Raw genomic sequence first — 16499 nt, forward strand, 5'->3', positions numbered from 1 at the left:
ATCGGTTGCATTATCATTTTTGCGGACAGCATTTCTCATTTCTAAGACACAATTTCATTTTCGTTTGGAGATCGCAGACAAATGTCAGGCTGAGATGGACATATCAGCCGCCACTCGACGGCCACGCCGCTTTCAATGCTCGAACCTCGATCCATCCAAAAAAAACGCAAAAAAATTGCCGGTTCCCGCCTTGCCGACGGGACACAAAAAGAGGTCCCCCCTGCGAAATCAGAGGGGACCTCTTTCATCATAACGCGCGATCGCATTTGACCACGCCGCAATTTCTTATCTCGTGTTAGTGCGCTTGATGGGTCATGACATACTGGACCGCGTCGCCCACCGTCACGATCTTTTCGGCATCCTCATCGGGAATCTCGGCCCCAAAGGTATCCTCGAGTTCAAGCACGAACTCTACGATATCGATGGAATCGGCATCAAGGTCTTTTTTGAAGTTCAGGTCGTTTGAGATCTTCGCTTCCGGGATCTGAAAATGATCTTGAATCAACCCAGAGATTTTTGCGAATACTTCTTGCTCAGTCATGACGTCCTCCTTGTGCTTAATACGCATTACAGCATAGCGGTTTTACACGCCTTTGTCCACTTATTTCACCTGGCCGGCTCAATCCTTAGGCGCGGTCACCGGATGGGCGCTGAACCAATCGACGACCTTGGTCAGCGTCTGCCCCTTCACCATCGCATCGATCTGCTTGACGGTGTAGTAGACCGCATCCGCATCCGCGCCGCCATGAGCTTTGACCACCGGCGCCTTCAGCCCAAGGAGCACCGCGCCGCCGTAACTGGACACATCGAACGTCGAGGCGATGCCGCGGACCTGTTTTTGCAGCAGGAGGCCGCCGAGCTTGCCCTTGACCCCGCCGTTCATGATCGCGTCCTTGACCAAGTGCATGATCGACTTGGCCGTCCCTTCGATGGCCTTCAGGGTCGCGTTGCCCGTAAAGCCATCCGTGACCACGACATCCGCGACCCCGCGCAGCAGACTGTCACTTTCGACATTACCGATAAAATCGATCCCGGGCAGCTCGGACAACAGCTGATACGTCGTCTGGTGGAGCTCATCGCCCTTGTTGGCCTCGGTGCCGTTGTTGAGCAGGCCGATGCGCGGGGCCTTGATGCCGCGCACATCGCGGGCGTAAAAATCACCCATGATCGCATATTGAATCAGTTGGGCAGCGCGGTTCTCCGCGTTCGCGCCGACATCGAGCATGTTGAAGCCGCGGCCATCCAGCGTCGGCAAGGTTGGCATCAGGCCTGGGCGATCGATGCCTTTGATGCGGCCGACAATGAACAAGCCCGCGGCCAGCAATGCCCCTGTCGAGCCGAGGGAAAAACACGCATCCGCTTCGCCGTTTTTCACCGCCTGGGCAGCCAGGACCATCGACGCATTTTTCTTCGTGCGAATGGCACGGACCGGCTCGTCATCGCTATTGATCTTTTCGGTCGTGTGCACCAGCGTCAGCCGCTCATCGTTTTTGATCAGCGGGCGAATCTTGGTCTCGTCGCCATAAAGCAAAAACTCGACATCCTTGAGCTCGTCGCGTGCGCGCTCGACGCCTTGAATCACGACTTCCGGGGCATGGTCGCCGCCCATTGCATCCACTGCGATTTTCATCTGTCCAACTTCTTCCTATATAAAAGTCTGTTCAGTCTCTCAATTATATCAATCCAAGCTGCCCTGCGTCTGTTGCTGGCGGGCCAGGTACCCCCGCAGCGGCGCAAATTCCGGTGCCGACAGCCCGGGGTCCGCCTCAAACAGCGTCTCAGCGGCTTGCTGCGCAGTGTTGAGCACCGCGTAATCGCCGACCGGATCGCCGAGCTTGAACGCCGGCAGCCCGCTTTGGTTCGTGCCGAAGATGTCGCCGCCGCCACGCATTTCCAGATCCTTTTGCGCCAGTAAAAAGCCGTCCTGCGTCTCGGTCATGATCTGCATGCGGGCCACACCGGTCTCATTTTTCGGATCGGCGACCAAAATGCAGTAGGCCGCCGCCGAGCCACGACCCACCCGGCCGCGTAACTGATGGAGCTGCGCGAGGCCAAACCGGTCGGCGTCGAAAATAATCATCACGGTGGCGTTTGGCACGTCCACCCCGACTTCAACGACCGTCGTGGCCACCAAGAGTTGCACCTCGCCGTCGCTGAAGGCCCGCATGATCGCGTCCTTCTCGTCGTTTTTCATCTGCCCATGCAGCAGCGCGACCTTGGCCACCTCATGAAACGCATGGTCCATGTCTTCATACAGCTGCTCGGCGTTTTGCAGATCGATCTTCTCCGACTCCGCGATCAGCGGCGTGATGGCAAATACTTGGTGGCCGGCCAGCAGCTCGGTTTTGATCCGGGCCATGGCGTCGCGCAACTGATTCTTGCGCACCCAAGTCGTCGTGATCGGCTGGCGGCCCGCCGGCAGTTCGTCGATCGTCGACACATCCATTTCACCATACGCCGTGATCGCCAAAGTCCGCGGAATCGGTGTGGCCGTCATCGCGAGCAGATCCGGCTTCAACCCTTTTTCCTGGAGGATCTTACGCTGCTGGACGCCGAAGCGGTGCTGCTCATCGATCACGACCAGGCCAAGCGCGGCGAAGTTGACCTCTTTTTGAATCAGCGCGTGGGTACCGATCACAATGTCGACATCCCCGGTCATCAACCCATCCAAGGTCGCCCGCCTCTCCTTGCCCGGCGTGCTGCCCGTCAGCAGGCGAATCCGCACGGGAAAATCGGCGAAGAGCTTCGTCAGTTTGGCAAAATGCTGCTCAGCCAGCACTTCCGTCGGCACCATCAAGGCCGCCTGGTAGCGCGCGGTCACCGTCGCGTAAAGCACGATCGCGGCGACAATCGTTTTGCCTGACCCCACATCCCCTTGCAACAGGCGATTCATGTGGCGCGGCCGGCGCATGTCGCGGCAGATCTCATTCACCGAGCGTTTCTGCGCGTTAGTCAGATCAAACGGCAGGGTTTTGATCAGCGCCTTGAGCTCGTCGTTATCATACGGAATCGCCAGCCCGTTGGCAACATTTAAGTCGTCCTGACGCAGGCTCTGGATCTTGCACTGAAACAGGAAGAATTCACGGAAGATCGCGCTGCGCCGAGCAGCCTTGGCCTCATCAGCGTCGCTTGGAAAATGCATCCCGTGGACGATCGCCTGATCCGGCAGCAATTTCAGCCGCTCACGCACCGCCAGTGGCACGACATCCGGAATATTTTGGCCATCGCGCTGCCAGGCCGCCTTGATCAAGTCGATCACGGTGCTTTGGCGAATATATTTATTCACCGTGTAAATGCCGGCAAGGGATGGCGCATCTTCTGTCTGCGTGGCCAGTACCTTCATGCCGGTCAGTGTGTGGCGCCCAGCGTCCCATTTGCCATAGATCGCCGCCTCGGTGCCCATGGTGAACCGGTCCTTCAGCCAAGGTTGGTTGAAAAACGTGACCAGCACCACCGCATGCACCACCTGAATTTTGACATTCAGCCGGTTCTTATGCGGGCCAAACCGCGTCACCACCGGATCACTGACGACGACCCCTTTGACTGTTAATTTTTCCTGGTCGGCCGCAAGCGTCAGGTCCTTGACCTGCAGATCATCGTAGCGGTAGGGAAAATAAAATAGCAGATCCCCAACCGTGCGAATTGCAAGGGTCGCCAGCGCATCCGCGCGTTTTGGCCCGACGCCTGGTAGCACCGTGACCGGATCATCGATTGCCATCTTTTTCCCTCCTTTCGAATGCAAATCAGGTTTCGGCTCATCAACAAACGCTCATTTCGGTTGACGCGCAAAAAACCTTTCACCTCAAAACAAAAACCGCCTGCACGTTCTCAGCGCAGGCGGTCATCATTACTCCACCGAGACCAGATACGGATAAACAGGTTGGTCGCCGTGATGGATCTCGACTTCCAATTCGTCATTCGCTTCCTGAATGGCGGCTGCGATCGCCTCAGCTTCGTCTTCGCTGCCACCTTCACCGATGATCAAGGTGATGATCTCGCTATCCTCATCGATCATCTGCAAGATCATGTCCTCAGCGGCTTTTGCGCGATCGCCTTCGCTGACCTTGATCTTGCCATCAATGATGCCCATCCAGTCATCTTTGTGAATCGCCAAGCCGTCGATCGTGGTATCGCGAATGGCCTGCGTGACAGAACCAGACACAACATTGGCCAATTCCTCGGTCATCGCTTCCTGGTTCGCGTCAAGATCGGCTTCCGGATTGTAACCCAGCATCGCCGTCAAGCCCTGGTTGATCGTCTTGGATTTGACGATCGCGACTTCAACGGCCGCCGCCTTGGCCGCTTCTTCAGCGGCCATGAAAATGTTGCCGTTGTTTGGCAACACGATCACACGCTTGGCATGCGCGGCGTTGATCGCATCCAAAATATCATTGGTGCTTGGATTCATCGTCTGGCCGCCGCTGAGCACATGGGTCACCCCGAGGCTCTTGAACAGCTCACTGAGGCCATCGCCGGCTGCGATCGCGACCACGCCACTTTCTGCAAGCGGCTGTGGTTTGGCTTTTTCCTCTTCTTCGCGTTCAATGATGCTTTCGTGTTGCAGGCGCATGTTGTCGACTTTGATCTTCGCCAATTCGCCGAACTGTTGGCCATAGCGGAAAACAGTCCCTGGATGTTCGGTGTGCACATGGACCTTGACCACTTCATCGTCGGCAACGACCAAAGTGGAGTCGCCCAGCGAGTTCAGGTAGTTGCGGAAGGTCTCATAGTCAAACGGCTTGTCGCGGCCGCCGGTACCCAAGGTGACCATCATTTCCGTGCAATAGCCGTAAACAATGTCATCAGGATTGAGCTGCGCCTGGGCGCCTTGATGATGGGTCGCGTTGACCATTTCATTCATCTCGGCTTCATCCGGGACATAAGCGTCATCGGCCGCATCCCCGGACAGCCCTTCGCGAAAGCCTTCATAAATGAAGACCAACCCCTGGCCACCGGAATCCACAACACCGACCTCTTTGAGCACCGGCAACAGATCCGGTGTTTTGGCCAACGCGCGCTTAGACGCTTTGACCACACTGGTCATCACCGCAACGGCATCATTGGTCGTACCGGCTGTTTTCAACCCGGCCTTGGCCCCTTCGCGCGCGACCGTCAAGATCGTGCCTTCGACGGGCTTCATCACCGCTTTGTAGGCCGTTTCGACCCCAGCGGCAAAGGCATCCGCCAAGTCTTGCGCGGAAAGTGTCTGCTTCTTCTCAACACTTTTGGCGAAGCCGCGGAAAAGCTGGGAACTGATGACCCCAGAATTGCCGCGCGCGCCCATGAGCAGGCCCTTGCCCAGCAATTGCGTGAGCGCGCCGACATGGTCGCTGTCGCTTTCCAGCACCGCCTTGGCGCCGGTCTGGAAGGTCAGATTCATGTTAGTGCCGGTGTCGCCGTCCGGAACGGGAAAAACATTCAACGAATTGACAAATTCCGCATTTTTATTGATACGATGCGCGGCGACGCGAATCATATCCTGGAACTTTGCGGCTGTGATCTCAGTAACTTCCACCTAACAAATCCTCCTCAACGCGCTAGTCCTCGTCGCCCAGCACGCGGACGCCTTGAACGATCACCGTGACCTCATTGGCTGTGACACCGAGCATCGTTTCAAGATTATACTTCACTTTGTCTTGAACGTTGCGGCAAACTTCTGAGATCTTCGTGCCATAGCCAACGACAATATTCACCTCGACCGCCACGCCATTATCTTGCTGGCGAACAACGACCCCACGGGAATAATTCTCGCGGTTCAAAATATCATTGAGGTTATCGCGAATCTGATTTTTGCTGGCCATGCCGACGATACCGTAAATATCCGTTGCTGCGCCACCGACTACTGTCGCGATCACGCTGTTTGCAATATCGATCGTGCCCAGCTTGGTTTTGATTTTGACCGCCATGTGCTGACCTCCTCTTATTCTGTTGGGTTTCTAAGATAGTTTATCATAGCACTACCCGTTTTTAAAGCAACCGGCCCCGGCGTGGATCTGCTGTCAAGTATTTTCACTTTGCAAAAAACATTGCATTCAACGCGGCGTTATGATAAGTTAGTCAAGTGAAAAATTCGCAGCACGCGGATAAGCAAGGAGGTCCACGATTTGGCAAAAGACGTCATTACAGGTCGTCACACCACGTTTGGCAACAAGCGCTCCCATGCGCTTAACTCAAGCCGACGTTCTTGGAAGGCAAACCTGCAGAAGGTCCGTATCTTGATCGACGGCAAACCAAAGCGCGTTTGGGTATCTGCCCGCGCGCTGAAGTCCGGCAAAGTGACTCGGGTCTAACCTGAACATAAAAATTGCGGTGTCCCCAGTGGACGCCGCTTTTTTTGTGCCGTTTTGGGCAGTTGGGGCGTGCGAAGAAAATAGTGGGATGGTGTCACACGATGATGGCAAGCGCATCTGGGCAGCCGGACTCAGGGTCCACAAATTTGCCGCTTTTGGTTGCGAAAGACAACATCCGCGGTCCCAGGGTCCGCACATCCCCAAATAACTGCCGAAAACTAATGTCACGCCATCACACTGATTGTTGCCACACAACCCGGGGCCCTTGAAATAGTGTCACCGCATCACACTAGTTTGGGGTGCCAACACACTGGGCGGCAAACGCTGCGATCTCTGAGACCGCGACTTTGTGTTTTTCGGCGAGAAATATCGATATTCCCGGTCTCAGGGATCGCAAGCAGTGACGGTTTTTGCAAAGTGGCTATTCCACCGCGTACTCAGGGAATACGGCTTACTTAATTTGAGTGCCAAAAAGACAGAACGGCATACTCCGAGGATGCGGATCTCTTGTGAGCCGCACACCCGAAGTTTCCGCTTTGAAGGCGTGTGATGGCATCACATTTCTTTCCATCCGCGCGCCCCGGGGATGGCGCCTCTTGCCAAGCCCCGCGCAACTGAAAATTCGATGGAAAAGATGTGTGATGCCATCCCACATCTTTATCCCCACATCCCCAGCGCTCCGCGTGAGACCGGGTTGGTGCCCAGAAATTAAAGGCCAACAACTCTATCAGTGCTTGATTGGGCACAACTCTCTCACGCACATTCTACGACATTTTCGCGACCAATCCATCAATTTCAATACGAAAACGACCTTCTACTGCGCTTCTGAGACGTTTCATCGGGCATTAAAAACCGCGGTCTATCAACGTTTTCCATAAACTGGTCAGAATCTGTCGAACACAACAAATAGTCTCGGTCACAGGAATGCCGTCAATTCAACGTTTTGATTGTCGAGAATCGAGCGACGATCGAGGTAGTTCGGCTGGCTTACCGAATAGACAAGTCCCGGCTAACTGCACGCCCCTGGGGAATTGAAACTCGCGTACCCTGAGTATGCCTATTATCATCTTTCGAGGGAAACCAGCGACCTCCGCATACCCGGGGTATGGGCTTGCAGTCTCTGAGAATGCAAGTGTTGAGAAATATGGCCTGAAAAGACAAATCGGCAATCTCCCAGATCCCGACGAGTCACTCGTTTCACATCAACCGGACTCACGGTCCGCAAATGTGCTTCTTTTTCTCGTGAAATTCGACATCCGCGGTCCCGTGGTCCGCAAAGAGTGCCAGTCTCAGACGCTCGATATCAAGTTTTGTGACGGGGTGACACGAATGTGGAGGCCACGATCGGATTCGCGATCTCCGAGACTGCAAATTGCGTGATTCCTACGCAGAAAACCCCAAATCGGCAATCTCGGAGATCGCGCCGGGTCATTCATTTCACATCAACCGGACTCACGGTCCACAAAATTGCTTCTTTTCCTCGTGAATCTCAAAATCCGCAGTCCCGTGGTCCGCAAAGATTGCCAGTCCCAGACGCTCGATATAAGTTTTGTGACGGGGTGACACCAATGTGGATGGCACAGTCCAAGACGGGCAATCTCTGAGACTGCAAATCACCTGATTTCTACGCAGAAAAACCAAATCGGCAATCTCCGATATCGCAACGGGTCACTATTTCACATCAACCGGACTCACGGTCCACAAAATTGCTTTTTTTCCTCGTGAATCTCAAAATCCGCGGTCCCATGGTCCGCAAAGATTGCCAGGCCTCAGACGCTCGATATCAAGTTTTGTGACGGGGTGACACCAATGTGGAAGTCACAGTCCGGCCGTACGATCTCTGAGACTGCAAATCGCGTGATTCCTGCGCAGAAAAACCAAATCGGCAATCTCCGATATCGCAACGGGTCACTCATTTCACATCAACCGGACTCACATTCCATAAAAATGCTTCTTTCCCTCGTGAAATTCGACATCCGCGGTCCCGTGGTCCGCAAAGATTGCCAGGCCTCAGACGCTCGATATCAAGTTTTGTGACGGGGTGACACCAATGTGGAGGTCACAGTCCGGGCGTGCAATCTCTGGGACTGCAAATTGCGTATTTCCTAATCAGAAAAACCAAATCGTCAATCTCCGATATCGCAACGAGTCACCCATTTCACATCAACCGGACTCACGGTCCACAAAATTACTTTTTTTCCTCGTGAATCTCAAAATCCGCGGTCCCGTGGTCCGCAAAGATTGCCAGGCCTCAGACGCTCGATATCAAGTTTTGTGACGGGGTGACACCAATGTGGAGGTCACAGTCCGGCCCTACGATCTCTGAGACTGCAAATTGCGTGATTCCTAGGCAGAAAAACCAAATCGGCAATCTCCGAGATCGCGACGGATCACTCAGTTCACATCAACCGGGCTCACGGTCCACAAAATTACTTTTTTCCTCGTGAATCTCAAAATCCGCGGTCCCGTGGTCTGCAAAGATTGCCAGTCTCAGACGCTGAATATCAAGTTTTGTGACGGGGTGACACCAATGTGGATGTCACAGCCCCCGGCCCTACGATCTCTGAGACTGCAAATTGCGTGATTCCTAGGCAGAAAAACCAAATCGGCAATCTCCGAGATTGCACTGGGACAAAAGCCCCATATCGGCCAGACTCACGGTCCGCAAATATGGCTCTTTTGTCTGTGAATCTAAAAATCCGCGTTCCCGTGGTCCGCAAAGATTGCCACGCCCACATTGCATGGATAAATTGTTGTGATGGTATCACACACATATTCCTTTATCCCGCGGACGCCTATTCCTGCCCCCCTGATTCCGCAGAAAAGTAGTGTGACGCCATCACAATACTTTCTGCCCTTTTCCCTCGGACCGCACGACAAAAAAAGCGCTCATCACTGAGCGCCCCTGTCATGCTTAGTTATCCCGAGTCTGCCCAATGCGATCGCGGCTGCGAATCACAGCGACCACCCCTTCTGAAAAGCTGACACGAACTGGCGCCTCGCCCAAAAATTCGTTGGAGGCCCAGGAAAACGGTCGGTCGTTGGTCCACGCCGGCAACGCGTATTTGGCACCAGCAATTGTGAGATCCCGGACCGCCGTTAAGTTGGCGATGCCGAGATACCGAAACTGTGGACGCGGCTGAAGTAGATGCGCGCCAGGCAACAAAAAGTCGATCCAATTCTGTTGATCAACGAAGCTCACCCGTTCGGCGTAAGGCTCAAACCGCGGCTGGGTCAAAAGCCACAAATTGGACAGTAAATGATCGAGTCGGCCGCCTGTCCCGCCAAGCACCAGGACCCGCGTCGCATGAAATTGCTCAAATGCCACGCGCAACCCCATTTCGGTGTCGGTCTCATCTTTTTCTGGAGAGACGCGGGCCACGTCGGCAACCGCCGCGCGGACTTTCGCGTATTCCGCTTCCGTTTGCGAATCAAAGTCGCCAACCGCAAACGTAGGTGTCACCCCTGCTTCAAGCAAGGTCAACGTGCCGCGGTCGACGCCGGCCCAGGTTGGCGCCAGACTCGACCAGTCAGTCGGCAAAAGTGCGCGCGGACCACCGACCATTAGCCCAAGCAACGACTTTTCCATTAAGCGCGGCCCTCAAGCTTTGCCAGCCGCTGCGCGGGGTCACCACCGAAAATATACGAGCCGGCCACCGCGATATCCGCGCCGGCCGCCGTCACGTCGCCAATCGTCTGGTCGTTGATGCCGCCGTCGACTTCGATGGCAAAATTGAGTCCGCGGGCCGTCCGAGTTTTCGCTAAGGCCGCAACCTTCGCCGTCATCGCCGGCAGAAAATGCTGGCCGCCAAAACCTGGGTTGACCGTCATGATCAGCACCTGATCGACCAGCGGCAGGACCTCGTCGAGTGTGTTCAGCGGCGTGCCGGGGTTCAGCACGACGCCGGCTTGAACGTGATGCGCGGCGATGGTCTGCAGGGTGCCGTAGAGATGCGCGGTCGCTTCCTGATGCACGAGCAAAATGTCGGTGCCCGCATCGGCAAAACCGGCGATCCAGCGATCCGGGTCGTCGGCCATCAAATGGACTTCAAGCGGCAGGCTGGTCCGCGGCCGCAACGCGCGCACGGTGTCTGGCCCAAATGTCAGATTTGGCACAAAATGGCCGTCCATCACATCAATATGTAGCCGGTCCGCCCCTGCTGCTTCAACAGCCGCGACGCCGGTGGCAAGATCCGCAAAATCCGCACTCAAGATCGAAGGTGCGATCTTCATGTTCACATCTTCCCTTCTATTTTTTCTGATACGTTGGCCGCAAGCCGGCCAGCTCACTGCGAAACTGCAGGTAATCGTCGTAGCGACTCTGCATGATGGTGCCAGCTTGGACCCCGGATTTCACCGCGCAGCCTGGTTCCTTGTCGTGCTGGCACGAGCGGAAACGGCATTCATCGGCGACCGCAACGAATTCCGGAAACCGGTTGCGCAGGTCACTGAGGTCAACGTCCAGCAGGCCAAGCGACGAAAAGCCAGGGGTGTCCGCAACCAACCCGCCGTTTGCGATGAACAGTTCCGTCGTCCGCGTGGTGTGGCGGCCGCGATTGAGCGCCTTGGAGATCTCGCCGGTCGCCAGCTGCAGGCCTGGCACCAGATGATTGATCAGGGTCGATTTGCCGGCCCCGGTCTGCCCGGTGAAAATCGTTAGCTTATCGGCAAAACTGGCGCGCACGGCCGCCAGTGTCTCCTCGGCAAACGGCGGTAGTGGCGCGAAGGTGGCATAGCCGATCTGTTCGTAGCCCGCCAGCGCCGTTTGAATTTTCGCCAGATCCGCAGCCGGTACCAGATCTGTTTTCGTCAGATAGATCTCGGCGTGAATCGCCTTCCCCTCAAGATACACGAGAAAGCGATCGAGCAGGTTCAGGGAAAAATCGGGCTCGGCAGCGGCCACGACCAACAGCGCCTGATCGATGTTGGCCACAGGCGGCCGCACCAGCGCATTCTCGCGGGGCAACACGTCGATCAGCACACCATCATCGTCTGCGGTGGCGCCGGGGGTGTAGGTCACGCGGTCGCCGACCAGCGGCGTGACATCGCGCTTGCGCAACACGCCGCGGCCGCGGGTGCGGGTCACCTCGCCGTCCGTCGCGATATCATAATACCCACTCAGCTGGCGAATGATCTGCCCAGTTTTGACTTCAGCCATAAAAACTTCCTTTCACGGAACTACTTCACGGTGACCACGATCACTTTGGTCGTGTCATCGACGCTTTCAATGCTCTCGATGATCACGGAATCCGAGGATGGATCTCCGGCGTCGGTGGTCAGCGTATAACCCTTTTCAGTTGCAAAGCCTTGGAGCTGACTGTATGTTTTGCCGATATACGCCTCGACCTGGCTCTTGACGGTTGGCGTTGAGGACGACGTGTCATCGGGCTCACTTGAGGACGACTCGCTCGAGCTGGAAGACGCCGGGGCGCCAGTCGAGCGAGCGACGGTCAAGGTTTCGCCGGCTGTCAGGGTACTGCCGGAAGCTGGGGAAACAGAGATCACATCACCCTTCGCGATCGTATCCGATTCCTGATCCTCGAAGATGACCTTCATGCCGTTTTCACTTGCCCAGGAACTCACCTTGTCTGCGGACTGGCCGATAAAATCTGGCACCGTCACGGTCTTTTCCTCAGGCTCAGAGGAGCTGCTGGACGAGACGATCGGCTTTGGCCCTTTCGAAACAGTGAGTGTGATCGTCTCATCGGCCGGGACGACCTTGCTGCCGGCTTTCAAACTTTGCGAGAGGATGGTGCCTTCTGGGGCATCGTCTTCTTTTTCCGTCTTTTTGACCGTAAAGCCGGCCGACTTCAGATCGCTGTGCACGTCGTCGTAAAGTTCGCCGGTGTAATCATCCACGGTGAATTTTTCCACGCCTTTGCTCAACACGATGTCGACCTTGCTCTTACTCTTCACGCTGGTCTTGCGTCCTGGCTCCGAGCGAATGACACGATTTTTTGCAACGGTATTCGAGTTGGCTTTGGACACTTTGCCGAGTTCCAGATCCGCGGCTTTCAACGCCGATTTCGCCTGGGTCTGGGTCATGCCCCGCAGATCCGGCACATTGACATCCCCTTTGGCCCCGGTGAACGCAAAGATCAAAAAGGCGATCAGCGCCAGCAGTGCGACGCCCGCCACGATCAACGGCCAGTACTTGGTCCAGGTCGGCTGTTTCTTGGCGTTCTTGTTGTCACGTTTTTTGGCCGCCGAATCGGTCGTGGCCGCTTGCGTTGAAGCTGGCTGAGTCGAGGCCGCAGCTGCAGAAGCTGCCGCGACGGCCCCGGCACTTGGCAGGACTTTTGTTTCATCGAGGTCGCTGTTGGTCGCTGCGACGAATTTTGGCTCATGCGCCCGCGACGCGGAAAGTGCCGTCTTCAGGTCATCCGCCATCGCGGCTGCACTCGTGTAGCGATCGGCCGGCTCCTTAGCCGTGGCCTTGAGCACCACATTTTCCAAGGCTTGCGGAATGCGCGGGTCAAAATCGCGAACGGCGGGCATGTCCTCTTGAAAATGTTTGAGCGCGATGGACACCGCCGAGTCGCCTTCAAATGGCACCGTCCCCGTCAGCATCTCGAACAAAATGATGCCCAGCGCGTAAATGTCGCTTTGCTTGGTCGGCATGCCGCCGCGGGCTTGCTCCGGCGACAGATAATGGACCGAGCCAAGCAGCGAATTGGTCTGCGTCATCGAATTGTCCGACAACGCCACGGCAATGCCAAAATCCGTGATCTTCGCGTTGCCATCTTCATCGATCAGGATATTTTGCGGCTTCAAGTCCCGGTGGATGATGTTGTGGTCATGGGCAAGCTGCACCCCCGACAGAATCTGGGCCATGATGTCGATCACGCGCTGATACGGAATCGGAAAATGCTCGACGATGTATTTTTTCAGATCGGTGCCATGGACATATTCCATGACTAAGTATTGCTGGCCATGACTTTCCCCGACATCATAGATCGACACGATGTTGGGATGGACCAGCTCCGATGTCGCCATCGCTTCCCGCTGAAACCGGCGAATAGTGTCGGGATCATTTTGCAGGTCGAGCCGCAAGACCTTGACGGCGACGTCGCGGTCCAAGATCAGGTCATGGGCCAGGTAAACATTGGCCATGCCGCCTTCGCCCAAGGTCTTCAGAAGCTGATAGCGTTCATTGAGAATATTGCCAGGTTCGATCATTCGTGCTCCCTCCGATCTTGATGAATGAGCAGTGCGGTGATGTTATCCGGCCCGCCCGCGGCATTGGCCTTCAAGATCAGCTCTTGCGCCTTACTGCCAAGCGGCAACGCAGAGCCGATGACCGCCTCCAGCTGGGCATCCGGCACCTGATTGGTCAGGCCATCCGAACACAGCAAGAGGTAATCATCGTATTCCATGTCGTAAATGGTCACATCCGCATCGACATCGCTGGACACCCCAAGCGAGCGGGTGATCACATTACGCTGCGGAAACCGCTGCGCCTCTTCCTTGGTCAGCTCACCGTGTTTGACCAGCTCGTTGACCAGGCTGTGATCCTCGGTGATCTGCAAAAGATGCCCACCGCGATACAAGTAGCAGCGCGAATCGCCGATATTGGCCACGACAAAGCGGCTGCCGGAGATCACCACAGCCACAAGGGTCGTGCCCATTCCGGTCAGGTCGGTATAGCGCTGCGCCTTTTCCAAGATGACATCATTTTCGTTTTGCAGCTCGAAGATCAACCAGCGCACGATCGTCTCAACGTCCGCCGTTTTGGTCTCGCGAAAGGCATGCCCGATATGAGAGACGGCCATTTCACTGGCAACATCCCCGCCTTGGTGCCCGCCCATTCCATCGGCCACGATCGCCAATGTGGCATCGGCCTGATTGTTGAAAAGACCGACATAATCTTGATTGTTCGGCCTGCGTCGCCCCAGGTCGGTTCGGTATGCATATTCCATCGAGTTCTCCTATTTACGCACAAAGCTCGCAATGAAAAAGCCATCGGTGCCATAGTCATCGGGAAAAAGCTGAAGCGCCGGCGCCCCATGCGCGTGGGTCAAGGCCTCGGCGCCGGGAACGGCCACTTGCTCAAAATCCGGTGAGGCCGCCAAAAAAGCCGCGACCACATCCTGATTTTCTTCATTGACGATCGTACAGGTGCTATACGTGAGGCGGCCGCCTCGCTTGAGCAGCGGCGCGACGCTCTTTAAGATGGCGAGCTGAATCGCCGGCAGCGCCTCAAGATCGCTGGGCTGCTTGGCGTAGCGAATCTCTGGTTTGCGGCGCATCAGACCCAAGCCCGAGCACGGCGCATCGACCAAAATGCGATCGAAGGTCTCTTCGGCAAATTCATCCCCTGCCTGCCGGGCATCCATCACCCGACTATCGATGCGCTTTTGCAGCCCAAGCCGCCGGGCATTTTGGTCGATCAGGCGCACCTTGTGGGGATGCAGATCCAGCGCGATCACCCGGCCGCCTTGGTCAGAATCCAGATATTCGGCAATATGCGTGGTTTTGCCGCCCGGGGCCGCGCACGCATCCAGCACCAAGTTATCCGGCGCAATCGCCAAACTCGGCGCGACCAACTGGGAGCTTTCGTCCTGCATCGTGTAGTCCCCAGCCGAAAACGCATAGGTCTGGACCAAATGGCCGCCTTCTGACGTCAACCCAACAGGACTGACAACAGAAGGGGTCAACTTGAATTCCAGGGCAAGCGCCTGCTGCAGGGCCTCGCGCGTCGTCCGCGTGGTATTCACCCGCAGCGCCGCCGCACTCGGCCGGTCGATGTCGCTGAGAATCGACGTGGCTTTGGCCAGACCTTGCTGGGCGATCAAGCGGTCCACCAGCCACAAAGGCGTGGAGGTCGCGATGCTCAGCCGTTCATGGTCGTCTTCGATGGCATCAAGACTGGGCGCCCCATCGCGTTGAAACGCGCGCAGCACGCCGGTCACAAACTTGGCAAGCCCCACATGGCCACGTGTTTTGGCGATCTCGGTGGATTCATAAAAAATCGCCCGGGCCGGAATTTTGTCCAGATAAACGAGTTGAAAAATGGCCGTCCGCAACAAGATTCGGACCCACAGATCGAGCTTGCGGTCCTTGATGAATGGCGCAAGGTCATAATCGAGCGTCAGCTGATGCTGCAGCACCCCGTACACGATGGTGGTGACCAGGCCAGCGTCGCGTGGATCGAGATGGGCCTTGGCCAACGCCGCATCCAGCGCCAGATTTGAATAACCGCCGCGCAACTCCAGCTGTTCCAGAATCGAAACCGCCAGTGCTCGGGCATTACTTTGTGGTTGGCTCAATGAGCTGGTCCCCCTTTTTGATCGCTTGACCGGCGCCGTTGAGATAAGCGGCGATCGGCTGGGCGGCTTTGCCCGCCGGCTGCAGCGTGTCGATCTGCAATTGCGTGTGGTCGCCGGCCGCGACGATCAATTGTTTCTTGGTGCGCTCGACCACTTCGCCCGATTTGGCGTCAGTGGTTGCCTTCAGCGGCGTCACCGCCCAAAGCTTGACGCGCTGGCCGTTGATCACAACATACCCGCCCACTTCAGGCCGCAGCGCACGGACCCATTGATCCACCTGCTTGGCTGGAAGCGTGAAATCCAGTTGTTCCTGGTCCTTCGTGATAGTCGGCGAAAATGTGACGTGTTTTTCTTCTTGTGGCAGCGGCTTCAATGTGCCATCGATGATCTGCGGAAGGACCCGAAGCAGGAGATCACGGCCGATCAGGCTCAATTTTTCAAAAACAGTCCCGCTGTCGTCTTCGGGGGTCAGGGTCAGCCGCGCCTGGGCGTAGATTCCACCGGCGTCCATCGCCTTGACCATTTCCATGATGGTCACCCCAGTCGCGCTGTCACCGCTGAGAATGCTGTATTGAATCGGCGCCCCACCGCGCCAACGCGGCAGCAGCGACCCATGAACATTGAGCGCCGCAATTTTTGCCGCGTTCAGGAACCGCACCGGCAAAAATTGGCCATAGGCAGCGGTGATGATCAGATCCGGCGCCAAGGCGATCGCCTCGTCCAACTCGGGGCTCTTGCTGAGTTTTTCCGGTTGCAGCACATGCAGCCCCAAGCGGACAGCCGCCTGTTTCACCGGCGATTGTTCGAGCAGTTGCTTGCGGCCCACGCGGCGATCAGGTTGGGTGATCACGGCGCGCACGTCATAGTGATCGGCGACCAGCGCCTCGAGAATCGGGACGGCGAACTGGGGGGTCCCCATAAACACAACAGATGTCATTGA

At 56.4% G+C, this 16499-nt stretch carries 13 protein-coding genes; 1 reads left to right on the forward strand and 12 read right to left on the reverse strand.

Annotated features, from left to right (window positions below; translation table 11 throughout):
• Positions 1–295: 295 nt before the first annotated feature.
• From acpP to JUE67_RS10315, 5 genes are all read right to left on the reverse strand, one after another.
• Entirely contained in the window at positions 296–541 is a 246-nt protein-coding gene (gene acpP, locus JUE67_RS10295) for an acyl carrier protein (protein WP_203628157.1), read from the reverse strand.
• A gap of 78 nt (positions 542–619) precedes the next feature.
• Positions 620–1630 carry a phosphate acyltransferase PlsX gene (gene plsX, locus JUE67_RS10300; RefSeq protein ID WP_203628156.1) on the reverse strand — a complete coding sequence of 337 codons (1011 nt, stop codon included), beginning with the start codon at positions 1628–1630 and terminating at the stop codon, positions 620–622.
• A gap of 48 nt (positions 1631–1678) precedes the next feature.
• Entirely contained in the window at positions 1679–3718 is a 2040-nt protein-coding gene (gene recG / locus JUE67_RS10305; protein WP_203628155.1) for an ATP-dependent DNA helicase RecG, read from the reverse strand.
• 129 nt (positions 3719–3847) lie between these two features.
• Positions 3848–5515 (reverse strand): DAK2 domain-containing protein, encoded by a 1668-nt coding sequence (gene fakA / locus JUE67_RS10310; protein WP_203628154.1) that lies wholly within the window; start codon positions 5513–5515, stop codon positions 3848–3850.
• A gap of 22 nt (positions 5516–5537) precedes the next feature.
• Entirely contained in the window at positions 5538–5906 is a 369-nt protein-coding gene (locus JUE67_RS10315; RefSeq protein ID WP_125696434.1) for an Asp23/Gls24 family envelope stress response protein, read from the reverse strand.
• Positions 5907–6104: 198 nt separating this feature from the next.
• Between JUE67_RS10315 and rpmB the strand changes: the two genes are divergently transcribed.
• Positions 6105–6290: a 50S ribosomal protein L28 gene (gene rpmB / locus JUE67_RS10320; RefSeq protein WP_125586748.1), complete on the forward strand. Its 186-nt coding sequence runs from the start codon at positions 6105–6107 to the stop codon at positions 6288–6290.
• A gap of 2914 nt (positions 6291–9204) precedes the next feature.
• Here the strand turns inward: rpmB and JUE67_RS10325 are convergent.
• The 7 genes from JUE67_RS10325 to fmt are packed head-to-tail and all read right to left on the reverse strand — an operon-like array spanning position 9205 to position 16496.
• Positions 9205–9879 carry a thiamine diphosphokinase gene (locus tag JUE67_RS10325; RefSeq protein WP_203628153.1) on the reverse strand — a complete coding sequence of 225 codons (675 nt, stop codon included), beginning with the start codon at positions 9877–9879 and terminating at the stop codon, positions 9205–9207.
• The gene (gene rpe, locus JUE67_RS10330; RefSeq protein WP_203628152.1) at positions 9879–10523 is read right to left on the reverse strand and encodes a ribulose-phosphate 3-epimerase; all 645 of its coding nucleotides are present in this window, start codon (positions 10521–10523) and stop codon (positions 9879–9881) included. The genes JUE67_RS10325 and rpe overlap by 1 nt, the downstream gene beginning before the upstream one ends.
• Before the next feature lie 16 nt (positions 10524–10539).
• Entirely contained in the window at positions 10540–11448 is a 909-nt protein-coding gene (gene rsgA, locus JUE67_RS10335) for a ribosome small subunit-dependent GTPase A (protein WP_203628151.1), read from the reverse strand.
• Between the two features lie 20 nt (positions 11449–11468).
• Positions 11469–13469 (reverse strand): Stk1 family PASTA domain-containing Ser/Thr kinase, encoded by a 2001-nt coding sequence (gene pknB, locus JUE67_RS10340; RefSeq protein WP_203628150.1) that lies wholly within the window; start codon positions 13467–13469, stop codon positions 11469–11471.
• Positions 13466–14209: a Stp1/IreP family PP2C-type Ser/Thr phosphatase gene (locus JUE67_RS10345; RefSeq protein WP_125698417.1), complete on the reverse strand. Its 744-nt coding sequence runs from the start codon at positions 14207–14209 to the stop codon at positions 13466–13468. Before JUE67_RS10345 ends, pknB begins: the two co-directional genes overlap by 4 nt.
• Positions 14210–14218: 9 nt before the next feature.
• Positions 14219–15559 (reverse strand): 16S rRNA (cytosine(967)-C(5))-methyltransferase RsmB, encoded by a 1341-nt coding sequence (gene rsmB, locus JUE67_RS10350; RefSeq protein WP_203628149.1) that lies wholly within the window; start codon positions 15557–15559, stop codon positions 14219–14221.
• On the reverse strand, positions 15540–16496 hold the full coding sequence (gene fmt, locus JUE67_RS10355; protein ID WP_203628148.1) for a methionyl-tRNA formyltransferase: 957 nt from the start codon (positions 16494–16496) through the stop codon (positions 15540–15542). The genes rsmB and fmt overlap by 20 nt, the downstream gene beginning before the upstream one ends.
• Between the last annotated feature and the right edge of the window lie 3 nt (positions 16497–16499).

The organism is Lacticaseibacillus mingshuiensis (assembly GCF_016861785.1).
Classification (GTDB): Bacteria; Bacillota; Bacilli; order Lactobacillales; family Lactobacillaceae; genus Lacticaseibacillus; species Lacticaseibacillus mingshuiensis.

Bases quoted from the DNA above. Each gene is read 5' to 3' on its own strand.
- JUE67_RS10325 (WP_203628153.1), bottom strand. From the start codon at position 9,879: ATGGAAAAGTCGTTGCTTGGGCTAATGGTCGGTGGTCCGCGCGCACTT.
- JUE67_RS10315 (WP_125696434.1), bottom strand. From the start codon at position 5,906: ATGGCGGTCAAAATCAAAACCAAGCTGGGCACGATCGATATTGCAAAC.
- pknB (WP_203628150.1), bottom strand. From the start codon at position 13,469: ATGATCGAACCTGGCAATATTCTCAATGAACGCTATCAGCTTCTGAAG.
- acpP (WP_203628157.1), bottom strand. From the start codon at position 541: ATGACTGAGCAAGAAGTATTCGCAAAAATCTCTGGGTTGATTCAAGAT.
- recG (WP_203628155.1), bottom strand. From the start codon at position 3,718: ATGGCAATCGATGATCCGGTCACGGTGCTACCAGGCGTCGGGCCAAAA.
- plsX (WP_203628156.1), bottom strand. From the start codon at position 1,630: ATGAAAATCGCAGTGGATGCAATGGGCGGCGACCATGCCCCGGAAGTC.
- rpe (WP_203628152.1), bottom strand. From the start codon at position 10,523: ATGAAGATCGCACCTTCGATCTTGAGTGCGGATTTTGCGGATCTTGCC.
- JUE67_RS10345 (WP_125698417.1), bottom strand. From the start codon at position 14,209: ATGGAATATGCATACCGAACCGACCTGGGGCGACGCAGGCCGAACAAT.
- fmt (WP_203628148.1), bottom strand. From the start codon at position 16,496: ATGACATCTGTTGTGTTTATGGGGACCCCCCAGTTCGCCGTCCCGATT.
- rsgA (WP_203628151.1), bottom strand. From the start codon at position 11,448: ATGGCTGAAGTCAAAACTGGGCAGATCATTCGCCAGCTGAGTGGGTAT.